Below are 26,016 nucleotides of genomic sequence, written 5' to 3'. Positions count from 1 at the left end.
CCGATTTGCGGAGGAGGGGCGAAATGGCGATAGTCGAGCTTGACCATATCCACAAACGTTACTCGAACGAGTACGTGCTGCGGGACATCACCCTATCCATCCGGCGAGGGGAGATTACGGCGATCGTCGGAGCGAACGGCTCCGGCAAAAGCACGCTGCTGCGGGTCGTTGCCGGTCTGACGGCGCCGAGCGGGGGAGAGAGGACGTTAGACGGCCAGCCGGTGATCGCATACGCGCCGGATAGGCTTCCGAAGCTGAGATTTACTCCTAGAGAGTATTTGCGCCATATGACGAACATGGATCGCCTCGGGTCTTCGATCGGGCCTGCGGAGAGCGCGGAGAAAATCGAATGGTACCTGGAACGGTTCGGCATGGCCGGCACGGGGAAGCTGCAGATGAAGGACTTCTCCAAAGGGATGCTCCAGAAAATCAACCTCATTCAGGCGTTTCTGCGCGATCCGCAGCTGTTGGTGTTGGACGAGCCGTTCGGCGGGCTCGATGAGGAGGCGGCTAGGCTGTTGGCGGATTGGCTGAACGCGGCGAAGCAGAGGAACGGGGCGGTGATCGTGGCCAGCCATGAGAGAGCCTGGGTTTCGGAGGTAGCCGATCGAATCGTCGCCTTGGGCGGCGGGAAGATCCGGTCGGATCGAAAGTCCATGCCTGGGACAAGGCTGCCGAACAAAAACAAAATCGTCGAATGTCTGCTTCCGGCGGAGGGAGGCGGGGACGAGGAGGGACGAATGGACGGCGTGGTACGGTTCGAGGCGAACGGTCGGCGAGCCCGGTATACGGTCGATTCGGCGCAATCGGATCGGCTTCTCCGTCAGCTTCTCGAGAAAGGCGCTTCCATTATAAGCGTTCAAGAGAAGGGAGACCTTCCGTGAGACCTCTGATGAGTTATTTTCTGGCCTATTATCTTCGGTCTTACCGGTATCTTTTTCCGGTATGCGCTTACGTGGGATTTATCCTGTTCGTCTATTCGATGGTGCCGAATCCGGTGATGGACAGCTATGCCCTGTCCGCGATGCTGCTGTTCCTTGTGTCCGCTTGGATCTCCTACGGCTTCGTCGACCTGGAGCACGAGTCTCAGAGATTCGTTACGGCGGGGCGCTCGGGAAGCGCGGCTCGCTATTATGGCGCGAAGTACCTGGTCATGCTCGGGATCGGTGCCTCTTTGGGCATTCTGGCGGTGGCTTATCCGGTCGCATTCGATAAGTTCGACCGGTTGCCTTCGTTGGGGGAGTCCGCCGCGGCCGCGCTGGCGCACCTCGTCCTTGCTTCGCTGGGGATCACCTGCGCGCTGTGGTTCTCGGAGAAAATGATGGCCAGCCGAACGACCGCGTTCTTCGGGTTGATGCTCGTTCTGGCGGTGTCCTGCGGCGGCAAAGGGCTCGGCGAGCAGCTTCCGGAGGGAGTACGAGGAGTCCTGTGGCTGATTCCTCCCGTTAGCCGGGTAACGGAAATCCTCTTTCGCTACGATGAAATATCGCATGCGTGGACGGCTTCCGTCCTGCTGTTGGCCGCTTTTTATTCGGGAATATTGCTTCTGGCATTCATCCGCGTAAACCGAATCAAGCTGTTCTGAAGGCGATTCCGGACAGCTTCGCGTTTACAAAATTAATACTTCGCGCGGCCGGCGGAATTCTTGACATGGGCGAAATCGGATGATAATATGTTCTAGTGTGTGCCCGACGTGCTGATACTTATGCAACTGGAGGTCGAATGTCCATGGAATTCGAGGGACGTTTGGAACCGGGAACCATTAAGGTAGGCACCAAGCAGACGATCAAGATGGTCGAACAACACAAAGCCTCCTTGGTCTATGTAGCGCAGGATGCAGATTCGCGCCTAACGACTCGTATCGTGCAGTTATGCAAGCAGCACTCCGTTAAGGTCGTGTATGTCGATACGATGCGCAACTTAGGCAAAACATGCGGAATTGAGATCGGCACGGCAGCCGCCGTCGTCGTTGAGGAATAGGAATTGCGGGTTTAGCCGTTCTGGAATTGTCGTTATGGCGAGGAGAGAAACGGTCGAACCCTTTCGCATTTCTCAAAATGAACCGCCTGGATCTGTGGACTTCGCTCCGCTAGGGCCGGATGCCGTTATTTATTGTTCTCTAACATTATGGGAAGGGGGTGGCAATACCATGCCAACAATCAACCAGCTCGTACGTAAAGGCCGCGAACCTAAGGTCGTCAAGTCGAAATCCCCTGCTCTGCAGAAGGGCTTCAACGCTCTCAAGCGCGTTGAAACCGACCTGAGCGCTCCTCAGAAGCGCGGCGTTTGCACCCGCGTAGGCACGATGACTCCGAAGAAGCCGAACTCGGCCCTTCGTAAGTATGCCCGCGTTCGTCTGACGAACCGCGTAGAAGTCACGGCTTACATCCCGGGTATCGGACACAACCTGCAGGAGCACAGCGTCGTTCTGATTCGCGGCGGTCGCGTAAAGGACCTTCCGGGTGTCCGTTACCACATCGTTCGCGGCGCTCTCGATACGGCAGGCGTGAACAACCGCAAGCAAGCTCGTTCCAAGTACGGCACGAAGCGCGCTAAGGCTAAGAAATAAGATTTGAGCGCCCAGGTTTAAAATGGGCTCCGCTCAAGAAGAATGAGAAAGGAGGAATTACTCGATGCCACGCAAAGGACCAGTACCGAAGCGGGACGTTCTCCCGGATCCGGTATACAATAGCAAGCTGGTTACTCGTCTCGTAAACCGGATCATGATCGACGGGAAGAAGGGCGTTGCGCAACAACTGTTGTACAATGCTTTCAACCTGATTCAAGAGCGTTCCGGCAAGGACCCAATGGAAGTCTTCGAAGCGGCAATCAAGAACATCATGCCGGTACTCGAAGTTAAGGCTCGTCGCGTAGGTGGTGCAAACTACCAAGTTCCGATTGAAGTTAAGCCGGAGCGCCGTACGTCCCTCGGACTTCGTTGGCTCGTCAACTACTCCCGCAACCGCGGCGAGAAGACGATGGAAGAACGTCTTGCCGCTGAAATCATGGATGCCGCCAACAACACCGGCGCAGCCGTGAAGAAGCGCGAAGACACGCACAAAATGGCTGAGGCCAACAAAGCATTCGCCCACTACCGCTGGTAATCCAGGGGAGTCACGGAAGCGAAAGGAGACAAAAGAATGGCAAGAGAGTTCTCCTTACAGAATACGCGCAATATCGGGATCATGGCGCATATTGACGCGGGTAAGACGACGACCACGGAACGGATTCTGTTCTACACCGGACGCGTTCATAAGATCGGCGAAGTGCACGAAGGCGCCGCTACGATGGACTGGATGGAACAAGAACAAGAACGCGGCATCACGATTACGTCTGCCGCAACGACCGCTCAGTGGAAGGGTCACCGCATCAATATTATCGACACTCCGGGACACGTTGACTTTACCGTTGAAGTTGAACGTTCCCTGCGCGTATTGGATGGAGCCGTTGGCGTATTCAGCGCCAAGGAAGGCGTAGAACCGCAATCCGAGACGGTATGGCGTCAAGCCGACCGCTACGGAGTACCGCGTATCGCTTATGTTAACAAGATGGACATCATCGGCGCAGACTTCCTGCGTGTCGTTCAAGACATGCGCGACCGTCTGCAAGCCAATGCCGTCGCCATCCAATTGCCGATCGGCGCCGAGAACGACTTCAAGGGCATGATCGACCTCGTTGAGAGAGTCGCTTATGTCTACCAAGACGATCTGGGCAAAGAACCGGTAAAAGCCGAAATTCCTGCGGATCTGGCCGACAAGGTCGAAGAGCTTCGCATGGAACTGGTAGAGAAGGTTGCCGAGCTTGACGAAGAGCTGATGATGAAGTACCTCGAAGGCGAAGAGCTGACGGTGGACGAAATCAAGAAAGCCCTCCGCAAGGGCGTCGTGGATGTTAAGATCTTCCCGGTTGTCTGCGGATCTTCCTACCGCAATAAGGGCGTTCAGCCGATGCTGGATGCTGTCGTCGACTACCTGCCTGCTCCTATCGACGTTCCGGACATCAAGGGACATCTGGAAGACGGCACGGAAACGACGCGCAAATCCGCGGACGATCAACCGTTCTCGGCGCTTGCGTTCAAGATCATGACCGACCCTTACGTCGGTAAGCTGACGTTCTTCCGCGTGTACTCCGGCGTTCTGAACTCCGGCTCGTACGTCATCAACGCTACGAAGAACAAGCGCGAGCGTATCGGCCGTATCCTGCAGATGCATGCGAACAGCCGTCAAGAAATCAGCGAAGTTTACTCCGGCGACATCGCCGCTGCCGTCGGCCTTAAGGACACGACGACGGGCGACACGCTGTGCGACGAGAAGAACCCGGTTATCCTCGAGTCCATGAACTTCCCAGAGCCGGTTATCCAGCTTGCCGTCGAGCCTAAGACCAAGGCCGACCAAGACAAGATGGGTATCGCTCTGCAGAAGCTGGCCGAAGAAGATCCGACCTTCCGCGCGCATACCGACGAAGAAACCGGCCAAACGATCATCGCGGGCATGGGCGAGCTTCACCTTGAAATCCTCGTCGACCGCATGCTTCGCGAATTCAAGGTAGAGACGAACGTCGGTAAGCCTCAAGTTGCTTATCGCGAGACGTTCCGTCAAGCCGCGAAGGTCGAAGGCAAGTTCGTACGTCAGTCCGGCGGTCGCGGTCAATACGGCCATTGCTGGGTTGAATTCGAACCTCTCGAGGCCGGCCAAGGCTTCGTCTTCGAGAACAAGGTTGTCGGCGGCGCCGTACCGCGCGAATACATCGCGCCGGTACAAGCTGGTATCGAAGAAGCGATGAAGAACGGCGTCCTGGCGGGCTTCCCGCTCGTGGACATCAAAGCCACCATCTTCGACGGTTCGTACCACGACGTCGACTCCAACGAAATGGCGTTTAAGATCGCCGGCTCCATGGCGCTTAAAGCAGCTAAGGACAAATGCGCTCCTGTCCTGCTTGAGCCGATCATGAAAGTCGAAGTTACCGTTCCCGAAGAGTACATGGGCGATGTCATGGGCATGCTCAGCTCCCGTCGCGGACGCATCGAAGGCAGCGATACCCGTCACGGTGCGCTGATCGTCAGAGCGAAAGTGCCGCTGGCTGAAATGTTCGGCTACTCCACGGTTCTTCGTTCCGGTACGCAAGGCCGCGGCGTGTTCTCCATGGAACTGTCGCACTACGAAGAAGTGCCGAGATCGATCTCCGAAGAGATCATCTCCAAGAACAAAGGCGCTTAATCCTTTATGGAATCGGACGGGCTAGGGAATGCTCCGGCATATCCCTGCCCGCCACCCAATACATTTCCTTTACTTATAAGGAGGAGAACTTTCAATGGCAAAGGCTAAATTCGAACGTACGAAACCGCACGTTAACATCGGCACGATCGGTCACGTTGACCATGGCAAAACGACGACGACGGCTGCTATCACGACTGTACTGTCCAAGCGTTATGGCGGTGCTGCCGTAGCATTCGACCAAATCGACAAGGCTCCGGAAGAGCGCGAGCGCGGGATCACGATCTCGACGGCTCACGTTGAGTACGAAACTCCTAACCGTCACTATGCACACGTTGACTGCCCTGGACACGCCGACTATGTTAAAAACATGATCACCGGCGCTGCTCAAATGGACGGAGCTATCCTGGTTGTATCCGCTGCTGACGGCCCAATGCCGCAAACGCGCGAGCACATCCTGCTCTCCCGCCAAGTAGGCGTTCCTTACATCGTCGTATTCCTGAACAAGTGCGACATGGTTGAAGACGAAGAGCTGCTTGAACTGGTTGAGATGGAAGTTCGCGACCTTCTGACCGAGTATGAATTCCCGGGCGACGACACTCCGATCATCCGCGGCGCTGCTCGCGAAGCTCTGCAAAACCCGGACGGCCCTTGGGCTGAGAAGATCATCGAGCTGTTCGAAGCGATCGACAGCTACATCCCGACTCCTGAGCGCGACACGGCTAAGCCTTTCCTTATGCCAGTCGAGGACGTGTTCACGATCACGGGTCGCGGTACGGTTGCTACGGGCCGCGTAGAACGTGGTACGATCAAGGTCGGCGAAGAAATCGAAATCATCGGTCTGCACGAAGAAACCAAGAAGTCCGTTGTTACGGGCGTTGAAATGTTCCGCAAGCTGCTTGACTCCGCTCAAGCCGGCGACAACATCGGCGCACTGCTTCGCGGCGTTGACCGTAAGGAAATCGAGCGCGGCCAAGTACTGGCTAAGCCGGCTTCCGTTAAGCCGCACACGAACTTCACGGCTTCCATCTACGTCCTGACCAAAGAAGAAGGCGGCCGTCATAAGCCTTTCTTCACGGGCTACCGTCCGCAGTTCTACTTCCGTACGACGGACGTTACGGGCATCATCAACCTGCCGGAAGGCACTGAGATGGTTATGCCTGGCGATAACGTTACCGTTACCGTCGAACTGATCGCTCCGATCGCCGTTGAAGAAGGAACTCGCTTCTCCATCCGCGAAGGCGGCCGTACGGTTGGCGCTGGCGCTGTTGCAACGATCACCAAGTAATCGCCTTTTGGCGATATAGAAGACCGTTCCGGATTCGTCCGGGCGGTCTTCTTTTTTTTTGTACTCCCAATACATAAGACCAGTGAATCGTTGGAAAAATGAAGGAGTGTTGCCATGCCGACAAGGAGGAATCGATCTTATGAGCCGATGGGCAGCCCGTCTTGTTCTCGTCGTTCTACTAATTCTAACCGTTATGGGTTGCCGGAAGCAGAATGCCGAACCCGAAGCTCAGGACCTCGTACGCATTCAATCGGAAACCGCGGGCAAGCATTCGAAGAAAATTATCCTCCTCGTTGTCGATTCCCTCATGCCGAAGCAGATCGACGAAGGCGTTCGACGGCGGGAGCTCCCGGCTTTTCGATACCTCATTGAGCATGGACAATACTATAAGAATATGGTCAGCTCTTTTCCGACCATGTCCGTCTCCATCGACAGCGCCCTCATTACCGGGACTTATCCGAATGAGCACCGCGTTCCGGGTCTTATTTGGTACTCCTGGAAGGATGGGGAGGTAGTCAATTACGGAACCGGTCCGATGGAGGTCGCCAGGCAGGGAGTCCGTTCGACGTTGATTAACGGAATCATGCGCTTAAACGGCAGCCATCTAAATCCTAAGCTTGCAACATTATATGAAGATCTGGCGAGGAGGGGGCAGACGACCGGCTCGATCAATGGGCTTCTCTATCGGGGGTTGACCTCTCACCGTCTCGACATACCCGGATGGCTTCGCGGGACCGCGTCTCTTCCCAAGGAAGTCGAGGTAAAAGGGCCGGATTTTCTGGCGTTGGGCACTTTGGCGAATCCGTTGGAAGGCATCGCTTCCCTGCCGGATGAGATCTCCGACCGATTCGGTTTGAGCAACGCGTATTCGATAAGCGCGCTGAATTACTTAATCGAGAACGGCAAGCTTCCGGACTTTCTGCTGGTTTATCTTCCCGATCTGGATCAGAAGATTCATAAGAAAGGAACGAACGATCTTGACGGGATCAAGAAAGTCGACGAGCAGTTGGATTCCGTTCTGACCCGACTCGGTTCTCGAAATAAAGGCTCGGATGAGGTTGTCCTGATGATCATAGGGGACAGCGGAATGACAGATCTGCTGCCTGCGGATCGGAATTCGGTCGTTCGGCTGCCCGAATTGCTGAAGGATTATCGGATTCTGAAACCAGGCGAAGAGGTAACCGAAGAGACGGATATCGTACTCGCGGTGAACGAAACGATGGCTTATCTCTACAAGTTGAATCCGAACGAGAAGCTAGAGAGCATCGCGCATAAACTGACGGCCGATTCGCGGGTCGATTTCGTTGCATGGAAAGAAGGAGAATGGATTCGGGTCCTCCGGGATCAAACCAATCGGGAGTTGGCGTATAAGCCGGGCGGAGAGATGCGCGATCGCTATGAGCAGAAGTGGACGACGCAAGGGGAATTGTCGGTGCTCGATCTTGCGACGGATGAGAAGGGGAGGAAGCTGGAATACGGCCGATACCCGGATGCCTTGATGCGACTGTGCGGAGCCTTGAACTCGCATGAGGGCGACTTCTTGATCTTGACGGCTAAGCCGGGGTACGAGCTCGCGGACCGAAGCTCGCCGACGCACGAGGGCGGGGGCGGGCACGGATCGCTGGGGCGTCAGGAGTCTCTCGTGCCTCTGATTCTGTATGGGACCGACCGTAAGCCGCGGTATTTACGAATCGTCGATTTGAAGCCGTTTATCGTTAGCTTGTTAACGGATGGGAAATAACCCTGTAAAAAGAACCCGCGTCAACGAAGATCAAGCGATCTCCTAGACGCGGGTTCTGTGTTGAAGCCGAGGATCAAACGGTGCTGTTCCGTACTCGTCCGGGCGGTCTTTTTTATGCGTTGCATTAAGTTCCTCCGAGCTTATCTCGGTAAATGAGAAGGGCGATTCTCATTCGAAGGGCATCGATTGGATCCCGTGTGGAGAATTGCAGCAAGGATTCGCAGCGATGGATTCGATTCTGAACGGTGTTTCGATGCAAATACATCAACTTGGCCGTTTCCGCTATGGAGCACTCGCAGTTCAAATAGACGTCTAGCGTTTTTAACAGCTCTAGGTGTTCCGGTAGATCGGGCTGAATATAGGCAAGCAGGGAAGAGTGATAAAAGTCCATCAATTTTTTCTCCGGAATGGAGCCAAGCAGTTCCGCCACCTGTTGGGTCCGGTAGGTCTGGACGAAATTGCTCTTGTGGAACGAATAACCGCTCTCCAACGCCTGCCTGGCTTCTTGGTAGGCATTGGGGAATTTACTAAACTGGAGGACCCTATTGCTTAATCCGAAGGAAAAACGTTGTTCAGGGAAATAATCCTTTAATTGTTGTTGAAGCGTTCTAAGAAGATTAACGTATTCGGATTCGTCGAAGGGCAATGCTTCCGCAGCCGGAAGCTGTATTAAAAGCACAATATATTTAGAGTTCCACTCCGCGACAATCGGTGGCGCGAGTCCTTCCGTAAGCTTTGCGAACTGATCGAGCCACAGTTCGCTTTGTTGGGTGAGCTCGGAATCCGAAGCGGAGAGTTTGACTTCACGAGAGGGATCCGAGGTGCCGACGGCGAGAAGATACGGGCATTCCGACACGATGCCATACGCCTCGCAGCGGCGGAGAGCTTCCGCTTGACTGAGCCTTCCGTCAAGCCAGTCGGCAAAGAATTGCCTTCGCAATCGTTTCTCGCCTTCCTTTAAGGCCTCCTGCCGCATGTGTTCGCAAGCGACAATGTAGGAAGCTTGTTCCAAAGGCATCATATTGAGATCTTTAGCGACCCAAGAGGCAGGATTCAGTACGCAGATATACCCTTTTCGAAGACCCGCAACGTCTACAGGATAGACGATAAGGGTCTCTTCGTCATTCAGAGGAGCTGAAGCAGGGCCGGAGTCCGCGAACGGCAGAGAGTCGACGAGGCTTCGCACTTGGCCGGCCAGCTCCGTCGTTTCCATTCTTCTTCTCAGAGAATCGGAGCAGCCGGCAGACCTCCGCTGAGCGTTCAAGATGAGCACGGGTCGTTTCACGAGGGAAGCCAACGTCTGGGAGATGTCCGACATGCTAGCCCCTCGCAAAAAGAGGTCCGAGAAGCGGCGGTGAACGTCGAAGGTACGTTGAAGCTCGAATTGCCGATCATTTAAAACATGCTCCAATATTTGATTTAGAACGTCGCCGAGAAGCATGTTGTTGGGCAATTCGATAAGCGGAAATCGAAGAGTATCGGCCGCTTCGATCAAGCCCGGCGGAAGGGTTTCGACATACCGCTTCGTTTTGATGGCGAGCCCGGCGCAATGATGATCGTTTAATTGATAAAGCAGGGGGATCAGCCCCTCCGGATTGTCCTTGAAATGATAGGCTGTCGTAAGCAATAGCTGGTTCGGGCGAACCCAATTCGCGATATCTGGAGAATCGGTAATGTTCGCGCTGGCGAGCTCTCGATCCATGCCTAAGGAACCGCCGGCAAGTCGGGTAGAACTAAGGATCGGCAATTGCATGACACTATACATGGTTGCAGCCATCTCATTCCCAACTTTCAAAATGATTATTATGTGTTAAATAATATAACACAAATTTGCAAATTATCCTTGTTTAAATTGCATAATCGACTCAAATAAGGAGTGTGCACTCTGTATATGGTATATCAATGATAAAAAATATAACATTAAATCAGGAGTTAACCAAATGAATCAAGGGGGATTTAGCGTGAGAAAAGCATTCTGCTCGCTTGTCGTGCTACTGTCGTTGGTCTTGGTCTTCGTCGGATGCGGCAATGGAGAGACAAAGGAAACATCTCGTTCGGAAACGTCGCAAGCACCTAGCGCCTCGCCGTCGTCCGAATCGGCAACGGCATCGACCGGAGAGCTGCCTCCGCCCGAGAAGAGCAAGTTGACGCTTCGCTTGAATTGGAAATTCAAAGGCGAGTTCGCTCCGTTTTTCGTGACGAAGTCCAAGGGCATATTCGAGAAATACGGATTGGATGTCGATGTGCTCGAAGGAACCAGTTCTGTGCAGACTCTGCAGGTAGTTTCCCAGAACAAAGACGATATCGGCGTTACGTCGACCGTTGAGCCGTTGCAAGGAGTCGAAAAGGGCATGGGAGTGAAGATCATCGCTTCTTATATGTCCCGCTCTCCGATTCAGATTCTATCCTTCTCCGACAACCCTATTAATACCCCGAAGGATCTGGAAGGCAAGACGCTGGCGACGTCCATCTCCTCGACGTTCACGAACGTCTACGATCAATTCCTCTCCGTTAACGGCGTCGATGCAAGCAAGGTCAAGCTGGTTAAAGTGGAGACGGGAGCGCGGAACACGCTCTTCCTCAATAAAGAAGTAGACGGAGTCGCGGTCTTCTCGACGAATGAGTATCCGATGTTCGAAGAGAAGCTTGGGCAGAAGCTGACTCCGTTGTATATGGCCGATTTCGGCTTCGACATCGCCGGTCTGACGCTGGTGGCGAGCGATAAATTCCTGCAGGACAACCCGAACGCGACGAAGCGGCTGCTTGCGGCGCTGGCGGAAGGCTTCCGGTATACGTTCGACCACCCGGAAGAAGCCGCTCGGATCGCTAAGGGAATCTTCCCCGATACGGTAGACGAGAAGCTGACGGCCGAACAAATCAAGAGGACGGCGGAGTTGGCCATCTTCGGAGATAAGCCGATCGGATGGTTGGATGAGGATAATCTGAAGAAGACAGCCGAAGTTCTCGCGAACAGCGGCATGCTGAAGGAAGCGCCGAATCCTTCGGACTATTACACGAACGGGTTTTTCCAATAAAAGACGAGAAGGACTACAAGAGAGGAGGGGAACGATATGCGCTTGGGCAGATCCATGAGGGCATTAAGCGTAGCCCTGACGATTATCGGGTTGATGGCGTTGTGGCAAATCATCTGTTGGGCGGGTTCGATACCCGAATACATTCTGCCTCCTCCTTCGGACATCTTGCTGAGGATGATCGAAGATGCGGATTCATTATACCGTCATAGCCTCATTACTTTGTGGGAGGTATTTCTTGGGTTCGCCATGGCTGTAGTCATCGGCATTCCGCTTGCGATTCTCCTGGTGTATTCCCGCTACATCTCGCAATCGTTCTTCCCGATTATCGTCGGTATTCACTGCGTGCCGATGGTGTCGTTGGCGCCGCTGCTTATCATCTGGTTCGGCTTTGGGCTGCTGACCAAGGTTCTCATTGCTTTCCTGATCTCATTCTTCCCGATCGTGATCAATACGACGGTCGGCTTGCGATCGATGGAGAAGGAAATGCTCAATCTCGCCAAGTCGCTCCGCGCCAGCTCGGCGCAGACGTTCCTCTACTTCCGGCTTCCAAAGGCGTTGCCGAGCATCTTCGGAGGGCTGAAGGTTGGGATTACGCTCGCTATCGTAGGGGCGATCGTTGCCGAATTCGTCGCATCCGAGAAGGGTTTGGGTTACTTGCAGCTGATGGCGAATTCCCAGCTTGACGTTACGATGGAGTTCGCCGTTATCTTCACGCTTGGCATTATCGGAATCGGTTTGTTTAACCTGGTGGGATGGATCGAGCGGCTGAGCATGCCTTGGTATCACGCGACTCGCAAGGAGGCGGACTGACATGTTGGGCAAAAGAATAGAATTGCTGGACGCGGAGAAAACGTTCAAGGCGAGAAGCGGGCCGGTACAAGCGCTTCGACCCATTCGGCTTGCGATAGAGGAGTCTTCCTTCGTGTCGATAGTAGGGCCGAGCGGATGCGGCAAGAGCACGTTGATGAACATGATCGCCGGCCTGGAGCCGACCTCGGGCGGGGAGATCAGACTAGCGGGGCAATCGAGCCGGAAACCTCAAGAGGGCAATGCGATCGTGTTCCAGAAAGACGTGCTCTTGGAATGGAGATCGGTCTTGGACAACGTCTTGCTTCCGTTCGAGCTTCATCATATTACTTGGTTCGACCGCAGAAGCAAACGAACGAACCGGGAGCTGGCGATGGAATTGCTGGAGATGGTGGGGCTTGCCGCTTTCGCCGACAAGTATCCCTTTGAACTGTCAGGCGGAATGAGGCAGCGCGTATCTATTTGCCGGGCGCTCATTCAGAATCCGACGTTGCTCATGATGGATGAACCGTTCGGGGCGCTGGATGCGCTCACTCGGGAGCAGATGATGTACGATTTGCTCAAGATTTTCGATAAATACAAATTTACGGTTCTGTTCATCACCCATAGTATCGAAGAGGCCGTGTTCCTCTCCGACCGCGTTGTGGTCATGTCCCCGAGGCCCGGAGCCGTCGTTCGCGATATTCCGATCCAATTGGAGCGTCCTCGGACCATCGATACTCGCGCGAATCCTGCTTTTCAGAAGCATGTGCAGGAGATTCGGGATGTATTCAAGGCAGAGGGCGTCTTGAAGGAGGTTTAAGGCGATGAACGGTTATACGCTTGAAAGCGTGCTGGAGGAAGGGGCTGCGCTCCTGGTTGTCGATATGCAGAACGATTTCGTTCATGATCGAGGAGCCGTCGCGTTAGCGGGCAATCGGGTGAAACATTATCAGAGGCTTGTTCCGACCGTTAGGATGCTGAGGGGGGCCGCCAGGGAGGCTTCCATTCCGATTTGGCTCATAGGGATGTCCCATAACGAAGAGAACGATGGCGACGATGCCTGGACAATGAGACGACGCGGACGGGGACATCCGAACACTTGCCGAACGGGCACATGGGGGCAACGATTCTACGAAGGGGTAGAACCGGAGCAAGAGGATCAGGTGTTCTGGAAGCATCGTTATAGCGCGTTTACGGGGACGGATCTCCAAGAACGGCTTCAAACTCAAGGGATACGAACCTTGGTTCTAGTCGGTCTAAACACGAATACTTGCGTGGAATCGACGGCACGCGAAGCGCATCTGCTAGGCTTCCATGTCGTGGTGGTTAGAGATGCGACGGCTTGCCAATTCGAAGACGCTTTTGAACCTAGTTTAACGAATATACACAGGCACTTCGGCATCGTGGCTCAATCGGAAGATGTGCGGAAGTGCTGGAAGGAGACAGCTAAGAATGGAGTACTGTGACCTGTTGAAGCTTACGATGGAACACCCGGGCGACGTAAGCCGCTTGGCGGAGCTGCTGGCGGATGGGAAAATCCGCGCGGAGGAAATCAAGGGGATTATCGCCCAGACGGAAGGCGACGGTTATGCTCGAGGCTACGCGACGCTGGCCTTTCAGACGCTGCTGTCCCCTTACCTCGGATGGACGGCGGAAGAGGTGTTCGACCGCATTCCCATGATGATGATCGGCAAAACCGGAGGGTTGATGAGTCCTCACTATACGTTATTCCTGAAGCGGGCATGCGAAGAAACGGATGTTAAGGATTCGGATGAGAAAAAGTTCGTGTTCGGAGTGGCTTCTAGCCGCAAGCTTGCGCCGGAGGAGATCGGCACGACGGTTCAGGTGGATCTCACGGCGGTGACGGTGAAGCGTGCGATGCTGGATGCGGGCCTGACTTCGGCGGACGACGTTCATTGCGTCGAGATCAAATGTCCTTGGGGCATCGGAGGAGCGCGGTCGAAGGCGTCTTCGGCGCTGGGCTCCGCGGTTGCGCTTGGCGAGATCGACAGAGAGAGTGTGGTCGAGCGAAGCATCAATGAAGATCACTCCTTGTATTCGGAGAAAACGTCGGTTTCGGCCGGGGGGGAGCAGACGGCGGTGCGAGTTATCGTCATGGGGAATTCCAAAGGCTCTCCCAGCCCGCTGAGGATCGGTTCCGGCGTCATGAAGGATGCGTTCGACCTGGAAGGCCTGATCCGTACATTCCGATCCGTCGGAATGGAGGCCTCTCCCGTTCTTGCGAACGTCGATCAGGCTCGTATCGTTCAAGCGTTCGTCAATGCTGGTTGCGATGCTTTGCCTCATATACGAGGACAACGGCATACGATCCACTCGGATGCGCTTAGCATGCATGCGGGAATCGTGGCCAAGGCGGTGGCGAACGCCGTAGTCGGCAGCTTCGTCGGCGACGCTTCGATCTTATGTTCGGCCGGTTCGGAGCATCAAGGTCCGCAGGGCTCGAACTTGGTTGCTCTGGTTATAAGAGATTAGATAATGGCCAGGGGCCCAGGGGAGCACAAGGAGAGGAGCAGATTGAATGAAGGAATGGATGACGCGCGGGTTCTCCAACGAGCATGCGCACTTGGACAAGGGGATGTTGTATACGTTCCTTCCTTATAAAGACGAGCCGGTTCCGATTCGTGCGGAATGGACGAGACAAGCGAAGGCGGCCTTTACGAAGCAAGATATATACGATAGGGCGGAGAAGGCCTTGCAGACAATGCTTGCCTACGGAACGAGATATGTTCGAACGCATGTGGATGTAGATCCTTTGGTCGGCTTGAAAGGTGTCGAAGCGCTGCTTGAATTGAAGGAGCGATATGAGGATCGGATCGTGATCGATCTGACGGCGTTCGCTCAGGAAGGGTTCGATCGGTTCCCGCAGAGCGAGGCGTTGCTTCTGGAGGCGCTTCGAATGGGGAAAATGGGGGTCGGAGGCCACACTCTTGCCGATGGCGATGGGGAGGCGCATATCGACCGCGTTCTCTCGATTGCGGAAGCGGGCGGAGCGGAATGGGCGGAGTTCCATACCGACGAGAGCGGCCGACCCGAGCATTTTCTGCTCCCTTATTTGGCAACGGCGGCGGAGAAGCGGGGCTGGGGAGGCAGATGCTATGCGATACATTGCAATTCCCTTGCCAACGTAACCGAGAAGGAGGCCGAAGAAGCAATCGAACTCGTCTCTAGAAGCGGGCTTCATGTTACGGTATGTCCGACCGCGATTGCTACCCGAGCGTTGGCTCCGGTGAAGAAGCTGAGGAAGGCGGGGGTGAGGGTCGGTCTCGGAAGCGATAACATCGGAGATTTCTTTAATCCGTACGGAAGCGGCAATATGCTGCATTACGCCCAGTTGCTAGCCTACGTTCAACGGTTCTACGAGCCGGAAGAATCGGAATACCTCGTGGGCCTTCTGCTTCAGGAACCGGCCCATGCCGAATCGGCGGCGAAAACGGATAAACTTGAGATTCGCTATCGATACGACAACGGGACTGCGCGAGAGTTAATCGCTCATGCGAAGGCTCCTCGGGCGTTTACCCCATTGCGAGAAGGAGCGCTTGGCTATGAATGAATTCGGCGCCTATATGATCAGAAGCTTGAAGCTTGCTTCAACCGGAAGGGGTAGTTTAACCGGACTGACCTTTGCGGTTAAGGATGTATTCGATATCGAAGGGCATGTCTCGAGCGCGGGGAATCCGGATTGGCTGCGGACTCATCCGCCTGCCGGCCGGACGGCGCCTTCCATATTGGCCTTGCTGGCCGAAGGGGCGAAGATGGAGGGGGTTACCCATACGGATAAGCTTATGTTCAGCTTGAATGGGGAGAACGCTCACTATGGGACTCCCATTAATCCTAGGGCAAGAGGCTGCATTCCCGGAGGCTCGTCCAGCGGTTCGGCCGTAGCGGTAGCTTCCGGATCGGCTGACTTCGCGCTCGGTACGGATACTGGGGGGTCGGTGAGGATTCCGGCTTCTTATTGCGGGATTTATGGGTTCCGACCCTCTCATGGGGCGATCTCCGTCGAAGGAGTCATCCCGTTGGCCGAATCCTTCGATACGGTGGGCGTTCTGGCAGCTGAACCGTCGGTTCTGGAAAAGGCCGGCGCGGCGCTTCTCGGAGGCGGGCTTCAGGAGGAGGCCGGGGGCCTGCGTCGAATCCGATTCGTCAAGGAGGCTTGGGCGCTCGCCAATCCGCGGTTCGAAGGACTTCCCGAAGGATGGCTTGCGGGGCTTGCCGAGTTGGGGATGGAATGCGAATGGATCGAGCTTGCTCCGGAAGGGTTGAGCGAGTGGTCGAGCACGTTCCGGGAGCTGCAGGGGCATGAAATCTGGAGAAGGCATGGGCGATGGATAGAAGAAACGAAGCCGAACTTCGCTCCGGACATAGCGGGGCGCTTCGAGGGAGCCAAGATTCAGAGCGCGAAGGACATTGAAGATGCGAAACGGCGCCGGCAGGTTATTCGAGAGAAAGTGGAATCTATTCTCGGAGACGACGGCTTGCTTCTGATTCCGACGGCTCCCGGTTCGGCACCTGCGCTTCAACTGCCGGCGGAACGATTGGAAGGCTGGCGGTCGGGCGTGCTTCAGCTCACTTGTATCGCAGGCTTGACCGGATTGCCTCAGATTCAAATTCCGCTTGATTCGCATCATGAAGCTCCGATTGGAATATCCGCGATCGCCGGAAGAGGGCAGGATCGGAAGCTGCTCGCTTGGGTTCGTCAATTGGTCGAGAGCCGGGCGGTCGAATTGGTCGCCCATTCCAGAACGGAGAGTGCGACATGAGAATAGTAACGCTGGCGAAGTCGGGCGAAGAGGTCTCGGCGATTCGAACCGCCGGGGGATATGTAACCTTGAGGGATATCCGTATGCATGGGGGCGGGGATTGGCCGGATCATCTGGCGACGATATTGTCGGAGGGACGATACGATGACTTGAGGGATTGGTATGAAGAAGGCGGGGGGAGAAGCTTTGTCGAAGGGTTGACGGCGTTGCCCGAAGACGCAGCGGAATACGCTCCCTTGTATAGGAATCCAAGCAAGATCTGGGGGATTGGAATGAATTACGGGGATAAGCCTCCGTTGGCGAATTCTTTAAGTCCCGACGAGGAGCCTGTCGGCTTCATGAAGCCGACGACGGCGCTTTGCGGCATGCAGGAAGCGATCAAGTTGCCGGAGGAGGCGGGGACGATTACCGCCGAGGCCGAGCTCGCTATCGTGATAGGCCGCAAATGCCGCAATGTCGGCGAGGCGGAGGCGCCCAGCTGCGTAGCCGGCTTCGCGGCCGTATTGGACGTGACGGCTGCGGATATCCATTCGAGAAACCCGAGATTTCTAACCCGGGCGAAGAGCTATGACACCTTCTTCGGTTTCGGGCCGGAGCTGGTCTCTCCGGACGAGATACCTGACATTCTTGAATTAGAGGTGTCGACAGTGCTCAATGGGGTTACGGTGCATCGAAACCGCGTGGTTAACATGAGGTATAGGCCGTGGTATGCCGTTGCCTTCCACTCGCGCTTTATGACGCTTCTTCCGGGGGATATCCTGATGACCGGAACGCCGGGGGCTGTCGTCATCCGATCGGGAGATCGGGCGGACTGCAGAATCGAAGGATTCCTTCCGTTGAGTCAGCGTGTCATTTAATGCTATGAGTAAAAAAAGAGCCCGCGAACGACTGGCGATCAGGGGATCGACGGCCGTTCGCGGGTTTTTCGCGGGATTATTTCATTTTCTCCGGTTCCGGGTATTCGACACCCAGAGTGTCGACGGTTACTTTCTTCATAACGGGAGGGGTGACCGGTTTGGATAGCGCTCCATCGGGGCCTTCGACGGTCTCGAGATTGACGATCTCCTCGAGGACGTCGAATCCATCCGTTAACTTGCCGAATCCAGCATAGAGGCCATCCAGATAGTCGGCCGTTCCGTCCATGATAAAGAACTGGGAACCGGCGGAATCGGCGGATTCCGACCTTGCCATGGAGAGGACGCCTTTCTCGTGCAGCAGTTTATTGGTTACGCCGTTGTTAGCGAATTCTCCTTTGATCGAATACCCGGGGCCGCCGGATCCATTGCCTTCGGGATCGCCGCCTTGAATCATGAAGCCTTTAATGATTCGGTGGAAAGTGAGGCCGTCATAGAATCCGCTTTTCGCCAAAGAGATGAAGTTGTTGACCGTAATAGGAGCGACTTCGGGGTATAGTTCGGCCTTGATGATCTTGCCGCTGTCCATCTCGATCGTCACGATCGGATGGCTGGCGTTCGGATCGACGGAACCGGTGAAAGCGGCGGGTTTGTCGTTGTTCTTGCCGCAGCCCGATAGAAGAACGGATATTAGGGCGATTCCTGCCAGCAATAGCAGGAGCGGCTTGCGCGAGTTGGATTTCATGAGTATGGAATGCCTCCTTATGCTTGTTCAACCTGAATCATAGCATAAGATGCGCTGCAATATCCATTGCTCGGAACGGCGGCGCAGGAAACGTTTTGAACGTGTTTCTTCTATATATATGTGTTAGGATTAGCATGTCCTGAACGATCGGAACGTATTAGGTAACCGTCTATTGAAAACATTAAAATTTTGTTGCAATTGACTGGGCAGATCGCTATAATAGTGAATGTTGGTCTGTGACTGTGCGATGATGCGAGAGGTTGCCGACACACCCGGCCCCTTTGCCATAGGGTGGCCAGAGGGAGCTTGTCGGGTTATTCTCGCGGAGTATGTCCGATTCCAAAATTGGGCGAATGAAGGAGGGAACTTCTATGGCAAAGCAAAAAATCCGTATCCGTTTGAAAGCTTACGATCATCGCATCCTGGATCAATCCGCGGAGAAGATCGTTGAAACGGCTAAGCGCACGGGTGCCGGCGTATCCGGTCCGATCCCGCTGCCGACCGAGAAGCAAGTCATTACGATCTTGCGCGCGGTCCACAAGTACAAGGATTCGCGTGAGCAATTCGAAATGCGCACGCACAAGCGCTTGATTGACATCGTCAATCCGACGCCGCAAACGGTAGACGCGCTGATGCGCCTTGACCTGCCGTCCGGCGTGGATATCGAAATCAAGCTTTAATAGTTATCAACAGATTATTTGAAGAAGGAAAAGAGGTGTCAACATGAAAGGAATCTTGGGACGTAAGATCGGAATGACTCAGGTGTTCGCCGCAGACGGAAGCGTCGTGCCGGTAACCGTAGTCGAAGCGACTCCGAACGTCGTTCTGCAGGTTAAGACTGCGGAGAACGATGCATACGAAGCGGTTCAGCTTGGTTTCGCAGACAAGCGCGAGAAGCTCTCGAACAAGCCTGCTATCGGTCATGCTAAGAAAGCCAACACTGGCCCCAAGCGCTTCATTCGCGAAATCAGCGGTTCGCAAGGCCTCGAGGTCGGTGCGGAAGTCAAAGTTGACGTATTTGCTGAGGGAGAGTTTGTTGACGTAACGGGTGTTTCTAAGGGTAAAGGAACGGCAGGCGCCATCAAGCGTTGGGGCTTCCAACGCGGCAAGATGACGCACGGTTCCAAGTACCACCGCGGTAACGGTTCGCTCGCAACGATCCGCGACGCTAACCGCGTACCGAAGGGCAAGAAGATGCACGGCCGTCTCGGCAGCGAGACGATCACGGTTCAGAACCTCGAGATCGTTAAGGTCGACGTTGAACGCAACGTGCTTCTGATCAAGGGATCCGTACCGGGAGCTCGCAACAGCTACCTCAAAATCCGCGCAGCGGTGAAGAAATAAGAACTGCTTAAGAAAGGAGGACCACTCTCATGCCAAAAGTGTCTGTATATAACGTAAGCGGCAGCCAAGTAGGCGAGCTCGAGCTGGCAGAGAACATTTTCGGCGTTAACCCGAATACTCATGTTCTTCACAGCGCAGTCGTTCTGCAGCAAGCAGCCGTACGTCAAGGTACGCACAAAACGAAAGGCCGTTCCGAAGTTCGCGGCGGCGGTCGTAAACCATGGAAACAAAAGGGCACCGGACGCGCTCGTCAAGGCTCGATCCGTTCCCCGCAATGGAAAGGCGGCGGTATCGTCTTCGGACCGACTCCGCGCAGCTACGGCTTCAAACTTCCTCGTAAGGTTCGTCGTCTGGCGATCAAGTCGGCACTGTCCAGCAAGGTAATCGGGGGCGAAATCATCGTTCTGGATCAACTGAGCCTGGCGGCTCCGAAAACGAAGGAGTTCGCGCAAATCCTGAACAACCTCAAAGTCGAGCGCAAGGCTCTGGTCGTAACGGCCGACTACGAGGACAATGTGGCGCTGTCCGCACGCAACATCCCTGGAGTGAAGTTCGTCTCCGCTACGGGAATCAACGTGCTTGACATCATGGTGCATGACAAGTTGATCATCACCAAAGATGCGGTCGCCAAAGTCGAGGAGGTGTTCGCGTAATGAAAAACCCTCGCGATATTATCAAGCGTCCGGTCATTACCGAGCGCACGAGCGAGTTCGTCGAACAACTGAAATACGTGTTCGAAGTCGATCTCAAAGCCAACAAGACCGAAATCAAGCTTGCTATCGAAGCCATCTTCGGCGTGAAGGTCGCAAGCGTAAATACGCTCCGCATGCCTGCCAAGCCTCGTCGCTATGGACGTCACTCCGGATACACTTCGGAATGGAAGAAAGCGATCGTGCAACTGGCCGAAGGCAGCAAGCCGCTCGAATTCTTCGAAGCATCCGTATAACAAGTCTCTAAAGTAAGGAGGGAAACCAAGTGGCAGTTAAAAAGTTTAAGCCGACATCGCCAAGCCGTCGTCAAATGACGATGTCTACTTTTGAAGAAGTAACGACTTCTACACCCGAGAAATCGCTTCTCGCGCCTCTGCCGAAGCGCGGCGGACGCAACCACCAAGGCAAGATCACGGTTCGTCACCAAGGCGGCGGTCACAAGCGCAAATATCGGATTATCGACTTCAAGCGCAACAAGGACGAAGTTCCTGGCCGCGTAGCGTCGATCGAATACGATCCTAACCGTACTTCTTACATCGCTCTGATCAACTACCTCGACGGAGAGAAGCGTTACATCATCGCTCCTAAAGGCTTGAAGGTTGGCGACGAGATCGTGTCCGGCCCTAGCGCCGACATCAAGGTAGGTAACGCGCTTCCGCTGGAGAACATTCCGGTCGGTACGGTTATCCACAACATCGAGCTGAAGCCTGGCAAGGGCGGACAATTGGTTCGCGCCGCGGGTACGGAAGCTCAATTGCTCGGTAAGGAAGACGTTTATGTAACGATCCGTCTGACTTCCGGCGAAATCCGCAAGATCCTGAAGCAATGCCGCGCTACGATCGGTTCCGTGGGCAACCAAGACCACGAGCTGATCAACATCGGTAAAGCAGGACGTTCCCGCAACTTGGGCAAGCGCCCAGTCGTTCGCGGCGTCGTCATGAACCCGGTGGATCACCCGCACGGTGGTGGCGAAGGCCGCGCTCCGATCGGCCGCAAATCCCCGATGTCTCCTTGGGGCAAACCGACGCTCGGTTACAAAACCCGCAAGAAGAAGAAAGCATCGAGCCAATATATCGTACGTCGCCGCAAGTAATGGCCGTACGCCGGGTGGCGATAACGGCCTACCCTCACAATGGGTTGAAGGGAGGATTTTACCATGGGTCGCAGCTTGAAGAAAGGGCCTTTCGTCGACGACTACCTCTTCAAGAAGGTAGAAGTGCTTAACGAAGGCAACAAAAAAGTCGTAATCAAAACGTGGTCCCGCCGTTCGACGATTTTCCCGCAGTTCGTCGGTCACACGTTCGCCGTATACGACGGCCGCAAGCATGTTCCTGTCTATGTGACGGAAGACATGGTCGGTCATAAGCTCGGTGAGTTCGCTCCAACGCGTACGTACAAAGGACACACCGACGACGACAAGAAGACTGGCAAGCGCTAAGAACTTAAGTCCGGGTAACCGGTGCACGTAACGCAAGAGAGGAGGTACATCGATGTCTCAAGAAGCGAAAGCCGTCGCGAGCTACATTCGCATTCCGGCCCGCAAGGTCAGACTGGTCGTAGACTTGATCCGCGGCAAGAAGGTAGGCGAAGCGATCGCCATCCTGCGCCACACTCCGCGTTCCGCATCTCCTGTTCTGGAGAAGTTGCTGAACTCCGCCGTGGCCAACGCTGAGCATAACTACCAACTGGACGTGAATAAGCTGGTCATCTCCCAAGCTTATGTCAATGAAGGCCCAACCCTGAAAAGGTTCCAGCCTCGTTCGCAAGGTCGCGCGTTCAGCATCTTCAAGCGGACCAGTCACATTACGCTGGTCGTATCCGAAAAATAAGGAGGGACAACGTGTGGGTCAAAAAGTAAATCCGGTCGGTCTTCGCATCGGCGTTATCCGCGATTGGGAATCCAAGTGGTACGCTGACAAAGATTTCGGCGCCCTTCTGATGGAGGATGTCAAAATCCGCGAATTCCTCAAAAATAAACTGAAAGACGCGGCTGTATCGCGCTTCGAAATCGAACGCGCCGCTAACCGCGTTAACGTAACGATCCACACCGCCAAGCCGGGCATGGTTATCGGCAAGGGCGGCGCGGAAGTGGAAGTCATCCGCGGTCAGCTGACGAAGCTGACGGGCGGCAAGAAGGTACACATCAACATCTCCGAGATCAAGAATCCGGAATTGGACGCTATTCTCGTAGCAGAGGGCATCGCTCAACAGCTGGAACGTCGTACTTCGTTCCGCCGCGCGATGAAGCAAGCGATCCAACGTACGCTTCGCCAAGGCGCGAAGGGCATCAAAACGTCGGTCAGCGGACGTCTGGGCGGCGCGGAAATCGCACGTACGGAAGGCTACAGCGAAGGAACGGTTCCGCTGCATACCCTGCGCGCGGACATCGACTACGGAACGGCTGAAGCGCACACGACTTACGGTCGTATCGGCGTTAAAGTCTGGATCTATCGCGGCGAAGTCCTTCCGGCTAAGAAGAAGAGAGTAGCTCAGGAAGGAGGCAACTGATCATGTTGGTCCCTAAACGCGTAAAACACCGCAAGCAGCACCGCGGGAAGATGAAAGGCCGTGCTAAAGGCGGCACGACGGTAAGCTTCGGCGAATTCGGCCTTCAAGCCCAAGAGCCTTCTTGGGTAACGAACCGTCAAATCGAAGCCGCTCGTATTGCCATGACCCGTTACATCAAGCGTGGCGGTAAAGTATGGATCAAGGTATTCCCAGATAAGCCGATCACCCAGAAGCCTCTTGAAGTCCGGATGGGTAGCGGTAAAGGTAACGTCGAGAAGTGGGTAGCCGTCGTTAAGCCGGGCAAAGTCATGTTCGAGCTTGCTGGCGTATCCGAGGAAGTCGCACGTGAAGCGATGCGTCTTGCAGCTAACAAGCTGCCTATCAAGACGAAGTTTGTGAAACGTGAAGAACTGGGTGGTGAAGCGAATGAAGGGCAGTGAGTTCCGCAACCTGACGTCCGTCGAGATCGAACAAAAGGTCGCCGGCTTCAAGGAAGAACTGTTTAACCTCCGTTTCCAACTGGCAACAGGCCAACTGGACAACCCGCACCGCATCAGCGAGCTGCGCAAAGAGATTGCCCGGGCCAAAACAATTCTGCGCGAGCGTGAACTCGGCATCGGCTAACCCCCGAATATAAAACCCGAAACGCTTACGGGAAGGAGGATTTTCAATGAGCGAACGCAACAACCGCAAGGTGCAGATCGGCAAAGTCGTCTCCGACAAGATGGACAAAACGATCGTAGTGGCTGTCGAAACGTACAAGAAGCACAGCCTCTATCATAAGCGCATCAAGTACACGAAGAAGTTCAAGGCTCACGACGAGAACAACGACGCGAAGATCGGCGACACCGTGAAGATCATGGAGACCCGCCCGCTGTCGAAGGACAAGAACTGGCGCCTTGTCGAAATCACTGAGAAAGCCGTTATTCTGTAACGCGACCTCACCCGTAACTGAAAGGAGGACCTAGCGATGATTCAACCGTTTACGAGATTGGCCGTTGCCGACAACTCCGGTGCGAAAGAACTGATGTGCATCCGCGTGCTTGGCGGTACGGGACGTCGCGTCGGACACATCGGCGATCTGATCGTTGCTTCCGTGAAACAAGCAACACCAGGCGGCGTTGTCAAGAAAGGCGATGTCGTGAAGTGCGTAATCGTCCGTACGAAGCGTTCGGTGCGTCGTAAAGATGGTTCCTATATCGCGTTCGACGAGAACGCAGCCGTAATCGTCAAAGAAGACAAGAGCCCTCGCGGCACGCGTATCTTTGGACCAGTCGCTCGCGAACTGCGCGACCGCGACTTCATGAAAATCATTTCCCTGGCTCCGGAAGTTCTGTAATCCGGCTGATGCTCATGGAGAAACACTCAAGGAGGTGTACCCATGCCCCGTTTGAAAAAAGTGCTTGAATCGCATAACAATAAGCTGCATGTGAAGAAGGACGATAACGTCATCGTCATCTCCGGCAAAGATAAGGGCAAGAAGGGCCGCGTTATCGCCGCTTACCCTCGCGAGAACCGCGTCTTGATCGAAGGCGTAAACCTCGTCAAGAAGCATACCCGTCCTAGCGCGAACAACCCGCAAGGCGGAATCATCGAGCAAGAAGCTCCGATTCATGCATCCAACGTCATGCACGTGGATCCGAAGACCGGCAAAGCAACTCGGATCGGCTACAAAGTGCTTGAGAATGGCACGAAAGTCCGGATCGCTAAGCGCTCCGGCCAAGAAATCGACTAATCGCAGTCAAGACGGAAAGGAGGTCACTGTGACAAATGGCAGCAAGAATGAAAGAACGTTTCCAGAATGAAATTACTCCTGCTTTGATGCAGAAGTTCAGCTACAAGTCGGTCATGCAAGTGCCGAAGATCGAGAAGGTTGTCATTAACATGGGCGTAGGCGACGCGGTTCAAAACTCCAAGGTTCTGGACGCAGCCGTCGAAGATCTGCAAAAGATCGCTGGCCAAAAGCCGGTCATCACCCGCGCTAAGAAGTCCATCGCAGGCTTCCGCCTCCGTGAGAACGCGCCGATCGGTGCGAAGGTCACGCTGCGCGGCGACCGCATGTACTACTTCCTCGACAAGCTGTTCAACATCTCTCTTCCGCGCGTACGCGACTTCCGCGGCGTATCGAGCAAGGCGTTCGACGGACGCGGCAACTACACGCTCGGATTGAAAGAACAGCTGATCTTCCCTGAAATCGAGTACGACAAAGTCGACAAGATTCGCGGGATGGACATTGTTATCGTAACGACTGCACAATCGGACGAAGAAGCGCGTGAACTGCTGACCCAACTGGGCATGCCGTTCACGAAGTGACGTCGCCCACCTGGCCTAAGAGCCAAGGGACCCATTGGGAGGTGTAAAGCAAGTGGCAAAAACGTCGATGAAAATCAAGCAACAACGCCCGCCGAAGTTCAAAGTCCGTGCTTACACGCGGTGCGAACGTTGCGGACGTCCGCACTCCGTATTGCAAAAGTTCAAGATTTGCCGGATTTGTTTCCGTGAGTTGGCATATAAAGGCCAGATTCCTGGCGTCAAAAAAGCGAGCTGGTAATCAGCCTAGTTCGGGAAGGAGGTTTACCCCATGGTTATGTCTGATCCCATTGCAGATATGCTTACGCGCATTCGCAACGCGAATCTTGTGCGTCACGAGACGGTAGAACTGCCTGCGTCCAAAGTGAAAAAGCAAATCGCAGAAATCCTCAAACGCGAAGGCTTCATCCGTGATGCCGAATACGTCGAGGACAACAAGCAAGGGTTGATCCGTATCTTCTTGAAGTACGGAGCCAACAACGAGCGTGTCATTACGGGCCTGAAGCGCATTAGCAAGCCTGGCCTGCGCGTATACACGAAGTCGAACGAAGTGCCTCGCGTACTGGGCGGCCTCGGCATCGCGATCATTTCTACATCCCAAGGCATCGTAACCGACAAGGAAGCCCGTCAAGGGAAGTCCGGCGGCGAAGTGCTCTGCTACGTTTGGTAATAGAACCCGTACAAGATAGGAGGTGTAC

Annotated in this window: 34 protein-coding genes and 1 pseudogene; 32 read left to right on the top strand and 3 right to left on the bottom strand. The window is 54.8% G+C overall.

Features of this window, described 5'->3' with window-relative positions:
• The first annotated feature begins 23 nt into the window (after positions 1–23).
• From H7B67_RS20515 to H7B67_RS20480, 8 genes are all read left to right on the top strand, one after another.
• Positions 24–884: an ABC transporter ATP-binding protein gene (locus H7B67_RS20515; RefSeq protein WP_185121735.1), complete on the top strand. Its 861-nt coding sequence runs from the start codon at positions 24–26 to the stop codon at positions 882–884.
• Entirely contained in the window at positions 881–1,585 is a 705-nt protein-coding gene (locus tag H7B67_RS20510; RefSeq protein WP_185121734.1) for a hypothetical protein, read from the top strand. The genes H7B67_RS20515 and H7B67_RS20510 overlap by 4 nt, the downstream gene beginning before the upstream one ends.
• A 143-nt stretch (positions 1,586–1,728) precedes the next feature.
• Positions 1,729–1,980, top strand: a complete 252-nt coding sequence (locus H7B67_RS20505) for a ribosomal L7Ae/L30e/S12e/Gadd45 family protein (RefSeq protein WP_185121733.1) — start codon at positions 1,729–1,731, stop codon at positions 1,978–1,980.
• Between the two features lie 169 nt (positions 1,981–2,149).
• Positions 2,150–2,569 carry a 30S ribosomal protein S12 gene (rpsL, locus tag H7B67_RS20500; RefSeq protein ID WP_136370199.1) on the top strand — a complete coding sequence of 140 codons (420 nt, stop codon included), beginning with the start codon at positions 2,150–2,152 and terminating at the stop codon, positions 2,567–2,569.
• 64 nt (positions 2,570–2,633) lie between these two features.
• Positions 2,634–3,104, top strand: coding sequence for a 30S ribosomal protein S7 (gene rpsG, locus H7B67_RS20495; protein ID WP_126961551.1), 471 nt, complete (start codon positions 2,634–2,636; stop codon positions 3,102–3,104).
• Positions 3,105–3,140: 36 nt separating this feature from the next.
• Complete coding sequence (fusA, locus tag H7B67_RS20490) at positions 3,141–5,216, top strand: elongation factor G (RefSeq protein ID WP_185121732.1); 2,076 nt, start codon at positions 3,141–3,143, stop codon at positions 5,214–5,216.
• Positions 5,217–5,310: 94 nt separating this feature from the next.
• A complete protein-coding gene (tuf, locus tag H7B67_RS20485) occupies positions 5,311–6,501 on the top strand; it encodes an elongation factor Tu (RefSeq protein WP_185121731.1) in 1,191 nt (396 codons plus the stop codon).
• Between the two features lie 139 nt (positions 6,502–6,640).
• Positions 6,641–8,242 carry an alkaline phosphatase family protein gene (locus H7B67_RS20480; protein WP_185121730.1) on the top strand — a complete coding sequence of 534 codons (1,602 nt, stop codon included), beginning with the start codon at positions 6,641–6,643 and terminating at the stop codon, positions 8,240–8,242.
• A 124-nt stretch (positions 8,243–8,366) separates the two neighbouring features.
• Here H7B67_RS20480 and H7B67_RS20475 read toward each other — a convergent pair whose 3' ends face one another.
• Both H7B67_RS20475 and H7B67_RS31505 read right to left on the bottom strand, forming a co-directional pair.
• A complete protein-coding gene (locus H7B67_RS20475) occupies positions 8,367–9,455 on the bottom strand; it encodes a PucR family transcriptional regulator (protein WP_245364113.1) in 1,089 nt (362 codons plus the stop codon).
• A 201-nt stretch (positions 9,456–9,656) separates the two neighbouring features.
• Positions 9,657–9,995: pseudogene (locus H7B67_RS31505) on the bottom strand (PucR family transcriptional regulator ligand-binding domain-containing protein); the annotation flags it as partial.
• A 208-nt stretch (positions 9,996–10,203) separates the two neighbouring features.
• Here H7B67_RS31505 and H7B67_RS20470 point away from each other — a divergent pair.
• Genes H7B67_RS20470 through H7B67_RS20435 form a run of 8 tightly spaced genes read left to right on the top strand, consistent with a single transcriptional unit; the run spans position 10,204 to position 17,704 of the window.
• Positions 10,204–11,277 carry an ABC transporter substrate-binding protein gene (locus tag H7B67_RS20470; protein WP_342592640.1) on the top strand — a complete coding sequence of 358 codons (1,074 nt, stop codon included), beginning with the start codon at positions 10,204–10,206 and terminating at the stop codon, positions 11,275–11,277.
• Positions 11,278–11,313: 36 nt separating this feature from the next.
• Positions 11,314–12,087 (top strand): ABC transporter permease, encoded by a 774-nt coding sequence (locus H7B67_RS20465; protein ID WP_185121727.1) that lies wholly within the window; start codon positions 11,314–11,316, stop codon positions 12,085–12,087.
• A 1-nt stretch (position 12,088) separates the two neighbouring features.
• Complete coding sequence (locus tag H7B67_RS20460) at positions 12,089–12,886, top strand: ABC transporter ATP-binding protein (RefSeq protein ID WP_185121726.1); 798 nt, start codon at positions 12,089–12,091, stop codon at positions 12,884–12,886.
• A gap of 4 nt (positions 12,887–12,890) precedes the next feature.
• Positions 12,891–13,532, top strand: a complete 642-nt coding sequence (locus H7B67_RS20455; RefSeq protein WP_185121725.1) for a cysteine hydrolase family protein — start codon at positions 12,891–12,893, stop codon at positions 13,530–13,532.
• A complete protein-coding gene (locus H7B67_RS20450; protein WP_185121724.1) occupies positions 13,519–14,559 on the top strand; it encodes a ring-opening amidohydrolase in 1,041 nt (346 codons plus the stop codon). The genes H7B67_RS20455 and H7B67_RS20450 overlap by 14 nt, the downstream gene beginning before the upstream one ends.
• A 46-nt stretch (positions 14,560–14,605) precedes the next feature.
• Entirely contained in the window at positions 14,606–15,637 is a 1,032-nt protein-coding gene (locus H7B67_RS20445) for an amidohydrolase family protein (protein ID WP_185121723.1), read from the top strand.
• Entirely contained in the window at positions 15,630–16,847 is a 1,218-nt protein-coding gene (locus H7B67_RS20440) for an amidase (RefSeq protein WP_185121722.1), read from the top strand. The genes H7B67_RS20445 and H7B67_RS20440 overlap by 8 nt, the downstream gene beginning before the upstream one ends.
• On the top strand, positions 16,844–17,704 hold the full coding sequence (locus H7B67_RS20435) for a fumarylacetoacetate hydrolase family protein (protein ID WP_185121721.1): 861 nt from the start codon (positions 16,844–16,846) through the stop codon (positions 17,702–17,704). The genes H7B67_RS20440 and H7B67_RS20435 overlap by 4 nt, the downstream gene beginning before the upstream one ends.
• Before the next feature lie 76 nt (positions 17,705–17,780).
• Here the strand turns inward: H7B67_RS20435 and H7B67_RS20430 are convergent, their stop codons facing one another.
• Positions 17,781–18,446 (bottom strand): peptidylprolyl isomerase, encoded by a 666-nt coding sequence (locus tag H7B67_RS20430; RefSeq protein ID WP_185121720.1) that lies wholly within the window; start codon positions 18,444–18,446, stop codon positions 17,781–17,783.
• A 371-nt stretch (positions 18,447–18,817) separates the two neighbouring features.
• On the opposite strand from H7B67_RS20430, the gene rpsJ reads away from it, so the two are divergent.
• From rpsJ to rpsH, 16 genes are all read left to right on the top strand, one after another.
• Positions 18,818–19,126, top strand: a complete 309-nt coding sequence (gene rpsJ, locus H7B67_RS20425) for a 30S ribosomal protein S10 (RefSeq protein WP_027092000.1) — start codon at positions 18,818–18,820, stop codon at positions 19,124–19,126.
• A 43-nt stretch (positions 19,127–19,169) separates the two neighbouring features.
• Positions 19,170–19,790, top strand: a complete 621-nt coding sequence (rplC, locus tag H7B67_RS20420; protein ID WP_185121719.1) for a 50S ribosomal protein L3 — start codon at positions 19,170–19,172, stop codon at positions 19,788–19,790.
• 29 nt (positions 19,791–19,819) lie between these two features.
• Complete coding sequence (rplD, locus tag H7B67_RS20415; RefSeq protein WP_185121718.1) at positions 19,820–20,443, top strand: 50S ribosomal protein L4; 624 nt, start codon at positions 19,820–19,822, stop codon at positions 20,441–20,443.
• Positions 20,443–20,736 carry a 50S ribosomal protein L23 gene (gene rplW / locus H7B67_RS20410; RefSeq protein WP_185121717.1) on the top strand — a complete coding sequence of 98 codons (294 nt, stop codon included), beginning with the start codon at positions 20,443–20,445 and terminating at the stop codon, positions 20,734–20,736. The genes rplD and rplW overlap by 1 nt, the downstream gene beginning before the upstream one ends.
• Positions 20,737–20,765: 29 nt before the next feature.
• Positions 20,766–21,593 carry a 50S ribosomal protein L2 gene (rplB, locus tag H7B67_RS20405; RefSeq protein ID WP_185121716.1) on the top strand — a complete coding sequence of 276 codons (828 nt, stop codon included), beginning with the start codon at positions 20,766–20,768 and terminating at the stop codon, positions 21,591–21,593.
• Between the two features lie 63 nt (positions 21,594–21,656).
• Positions 21,657–21,938: a 30S ribosomal protein S19 gene (rpsS, locus tag H7B67_RS20400; RefSeq protein WP_185121715.1), complete on the top strand. Its 282-nt coding sequence runs from the start codon at positions 21,657–21,659 to the stop codon at positions 21,936–21,938.
• Positions 21,939–21,990: 52 nt separating this feature from the next.
• On the top strand, positions 21,991–22,329 hold the full coding sequence (gene rplV / locus H7B67_RS20395) for a 50S ribosomal protein L22 (RefSeq protein ID WP_185121714.1): 339 nt from the start codon (positions 21,991–21,993) through the stop codon (positions 22,327–22,329).
• A gap of 13 nt (positions 22,330–22,342) precedes the next feature.
• The gene (rpsC, locus tag H7B67_RS20390) at positions 22,343–23,008 is read left to right on the top strand and encodes a 30S ribosomal protein S3 (protein WP_185121713.1); all 666 of its coding nucleotides are present in this window, start codon (positions 22,343–22,345) and stop codon (positions 23,006–23,008) included.
• A 2-nt stretch (positions 23,009–23,010) separates the two neighbouring features.
• Positions 23,011–23,448: a 50S ribosomal protein L16 gene (gene rplP, locus H7B67_RS20385; protein WP_185121712.1), complete on the top strand. Its 438-nt coding sequence runs from the start codon at positions 23,011–23,013 to the stop codon at positions 23,446–23,448.
• On the top strand, positions 23,435–23,632 hold the full coding sequence (gene rpmC / locus H7B67_RS20380; protein WP_126961576.1) for a 50S ribosomal protein L29: 198 nt from the start codon (positions 23,435–23,437) through the stop codon (positions 23,630–23,632). Before rplP ends, rpmC begins: the two co-directional genes overlap by 14 nt.
• Before the next feature lie 46 nt (positions 23,633–23,678).
• Entirely contained in the window at positions 23,679–23,942 is a 264-nt protein-coding gene (gene rpsQ, locus H7B67_RS20375) for a 30S ribosomal protein S17 (RefSeq protein WP_136370259.1), read from the top strand.
• A 36-nt stretch (positions 23,943–23,978) separates the two neighbouring features.
• Entirely contained in the window at positions 23,979–24,347 is a 369-nt protein-coding gene (gene rplN / locus H7B67_RS20370) for a 50S ribosomal protein L14 (RefSeq protein ID WP_126961580.1), read from the top strand.
• A gap of 42 nt (positions 24,348–24,389) precedes the next feature.
• On the top strand, positions 24,390–24,743 hold the full coding sequence (gene rplX, locus H7B67_RS20365; protein ID WP_209649244.1) for a 50S ribosomal protein L24: 354 nt from the start codon (positions 24,390–24,392) through the stop codon (positions 24,741–24,743).
• 35 nt (positions 24,744–24,778) lie between these two features.
• Positions 24,779–25,321 (top strand): 50S ribosomal protein L5, encoded by a 543-nt coding sequence (gene rplE, locus H7B67_RS20360; RefSeq protein WP_185121711.1) that lies wholly within the window; start codon positions 24,779–24,781, stop codon positions 25,319–25,321.
• A 52-nt stretch (positions 25,322–25,373) separates the two neighbouring features.
• Positions 25,374–25,559, top strand: coding sequence for a type Z 30S ribosomal protein S14 (locus H7B67_RS20355; protein WP_185121710.1), 186 nt, complete (start codon positions 25,374–25,376; stop codon positions 25,557–25,559).
• 30 nt (positions 25,560–25,589) lie between these two features.
• A complete protein-coding gene (gene rpsH, locus H7B67_RS20350) occupies positions 25,590–25,988 on the top strand; it encodes a 30S ribosomal protein S8 (protein WP_185121709.1) in 399 nt (132 codons plus the stop codon).
• Positions 25,989–26,016: the final 28 nt, after the last annotated feature.

Source organism: Cohnella thailandensis, from assembly GCF_014212135.1.
Classification (GTDB): Bacteria; Bacillota; Bacilli; order Paenibacillales; family Paenibacillaceae; genus Cohnella; species Cohnella thailandensis.
The sequence above is the reverse complement of the archived record's forward strand: the minus strand, read 5'-3'. Positions and strand labels throughout refer to the sequence as shown.

What these genes read in the sequence shown, in the direction of transcription:
- rplP (WP_185121712.1), top strand. Translation starts at nt 23,011, where the DNA reads ATGTTGGTCCCTAAACGCGTAAAACACCGCAAGCAGCACCGCGGGAAG.
- rplE (WP_185121711.1), top strand. Translation starts at nt 24,779, where the DNA reads ATGGCAGCAAGAATGAAAGAACGTTTCCAGAATGAAATTACTCCTGCT.
- H7B67_RS20475 (WP_245364113.1), bottom strand. Translation starts at nt 9,455, where the DNA reads ATGGAAACGACGGAGCTGGCCGGCCAAGTGCGAAGCCTCGTCGACTCT.
- H7B67_RS20505 (WP_185121733.1), top strand. Translation starts at nt 1,729, where the DNA reads ATGGAATTCGAGGGACGTTTGGAACCGGGAACCATTAAGGTAGGCACC.
- H7B67_RS20455 (WP_185121725.1), top strand. Translation starts at nt 12,891, where the DNA reads ATGAACGGTTATACGCTTGAAAGCGTGCTGGAGGAAGGGGCTGCGCTC.
- H7B67_RS20515 (WP_185121735.1), top strand. Translation starts at nt 24, where the DNA reads ATGGCGATAGTCGAGCTTGACCATATCCACAAACGTTACTCGAACGAG.
- rpmC (WP_126961576.1), top strand. Translation starts at nt 23,435, where the DNA reads ATGAAGGGCAGTGAGTTCCGCAACCTGACGTCCGTCGAGATCGAACAA.
- rplV (WP_185121714.1), top strand. Translation starts at nt 21,991, where the DNA reads ATGTCTCAAGAAGCGAAAGCCGTCGCGAGCTACATTCGCATTCCGGCC.
- rpsJ (WP_027092000.1), top strand. Translation starts at nt 18,818, where the DNA reads ATGGCAAAGCAAAAAATCCGTATCCGTTTGAAAGCTTACGATCATCGC.
- rplN (WP_126961580.1), top strand. Translation starts at nt 23,979, where the DNA reads ATGATTCAACCGTTTACGAGATTGGCCGTTGCCGACAACTCCGGTGCG.
- H7B67_RS20440 (WP_185121722.1), top strand. Translation starts at nt 15,630, where the DNA reads ATGAATGAATTCGGCGCCTATATGATCAGAAGCTTGAAGCTTGCTTCA.
- rpsG (WP_126961551.1), top strand. Translation starts at nt 2,634, where the DNA reads ATGCCACGCAAAGGACCAGTACCGAAGCGGGACGTTCTCCCGGATCCG.
- rpsS (WP_185121715.1), top strand. Translation starts at nt 21,657, where the DNA reads ATGGGTCGCAGCTTGAAGAAAGGGCCTTTCGTCGACGACTACCTCTTC.
- H7B67_RS20480 (WP_185121730.1), top strand. Translation starts at nt 6,641, where the DNA reads ATGAGCCGATGGGCAGCCCGTCTTGTTCTCGTCGTTCTACTAATTCTA.
- H7B67_RS20430 (WP_185121720.1), bottom strand. Translation starts at nt 18,446, where the DNA reads ATGAAATCCAACTCGCGCAAGCCGCTCCTGCTATTGCTGGCAGGAATC.
- tuf (WP_185121731.1), top strand. Translation starts at nt 5,311, where the DNA reads ATGGCAAAGGCTAAATTCGAACGTACGAAACCGCACGTTAACATCGGC.
- H7B67_RS20450 (WP_185121724.1), top strand. Translation starts at nt 13,519, where the DNA reads ATGGAGTACTGTGACCTGTTGAAGCTTACGATGGAACACCCGGGCGAC.
- H7B67_RS20435 (WP_185121721.1), top strand. Translation starts at nt 16,844, where the DNA reads ATGAGAATAGTAACGCTGGCGAAGTCGGGCGAAGAGGTCTCGGCGATT.
- H7B67_RS20460 (WP_185121726.1), top strand. Translation starts at nt 12,089, where the DNA reads ATGTTGGGCAAAAGAATAGAATTGCTGGACGCGGAGAAAACGTTCAAG.
- rplX (WP_209649244.1), top strand. Translation starts at nt 24,390, where the DNA reads ATGCCCCGTTTGAAAAAAGTGCTTGAATCGCATAACAATAAGCTGCAT.
- rpsL (WP_136370199.1), top strand. Translation starts at nt 2,150, where the DNA reads ATGCCAACAATCAACCAGCTCGTACGTAAAGGCCGCGAACCTAAGGTC.
- rpsH (WP_185121709.1), top strand. Translation starts at nt 25,590, where the DNA reads ATGGTTATGTCTGATCCCATTGCAGATATGCTTACGCGCATTCGCAAC.
- rplW (WP_185121717.1), top strand. Translation starts at nt 20,443, where the DNA reads ATGAAAAACCCTCGCGATATTATCAAGCGTCCGGTCATTACCGAGCGC.
- fusA (WP_185121732.1), top strand. Translation starts at nt 3,141, where the DNA reads ATGGCAAGAGAGTTCTCCTTACAGAATACGCGCAATATCGGGATCATG.
- H7B67_RS20445 (WP_185121723.1), top strand. Translation starts at nt 14,606, where the DNA reads ATGAAGGAATGGATGACGCGCGGGTTCTCCAACGAGCATGCGCACTTG.
- rplC (WP_185121719.1), top strand. Translation starts at nt 19,170, where the DNA reads ATGAAAGGAATCTTGGGACGTAAGATCGGAATGACTCAGGTGTTCGCC.
- rplD (WP_185121718.1), top strand. Translation starts at nt 19,820, where the DNA reads ATGCCAAAAGTGTCTGTATATAACGTAAGCGGCAGCCAAGTAGGCGAG.
- rpsQ (WP_136370259.1), top strand. Translation starts at nt 23,679, where the DNA reads ATGAGCGAACGCAACAACCGCAAGGTGCAGATCGGCAAAGTCGTCTCC.
- H7B67_RS20465 (WP_185121727.1), top strand. Translation starts at nt 11,314, where the DNA reads ATGCGCTTGGGCAGATCCATGAGGGCATTAAGCGTAGCCCTGACGATT.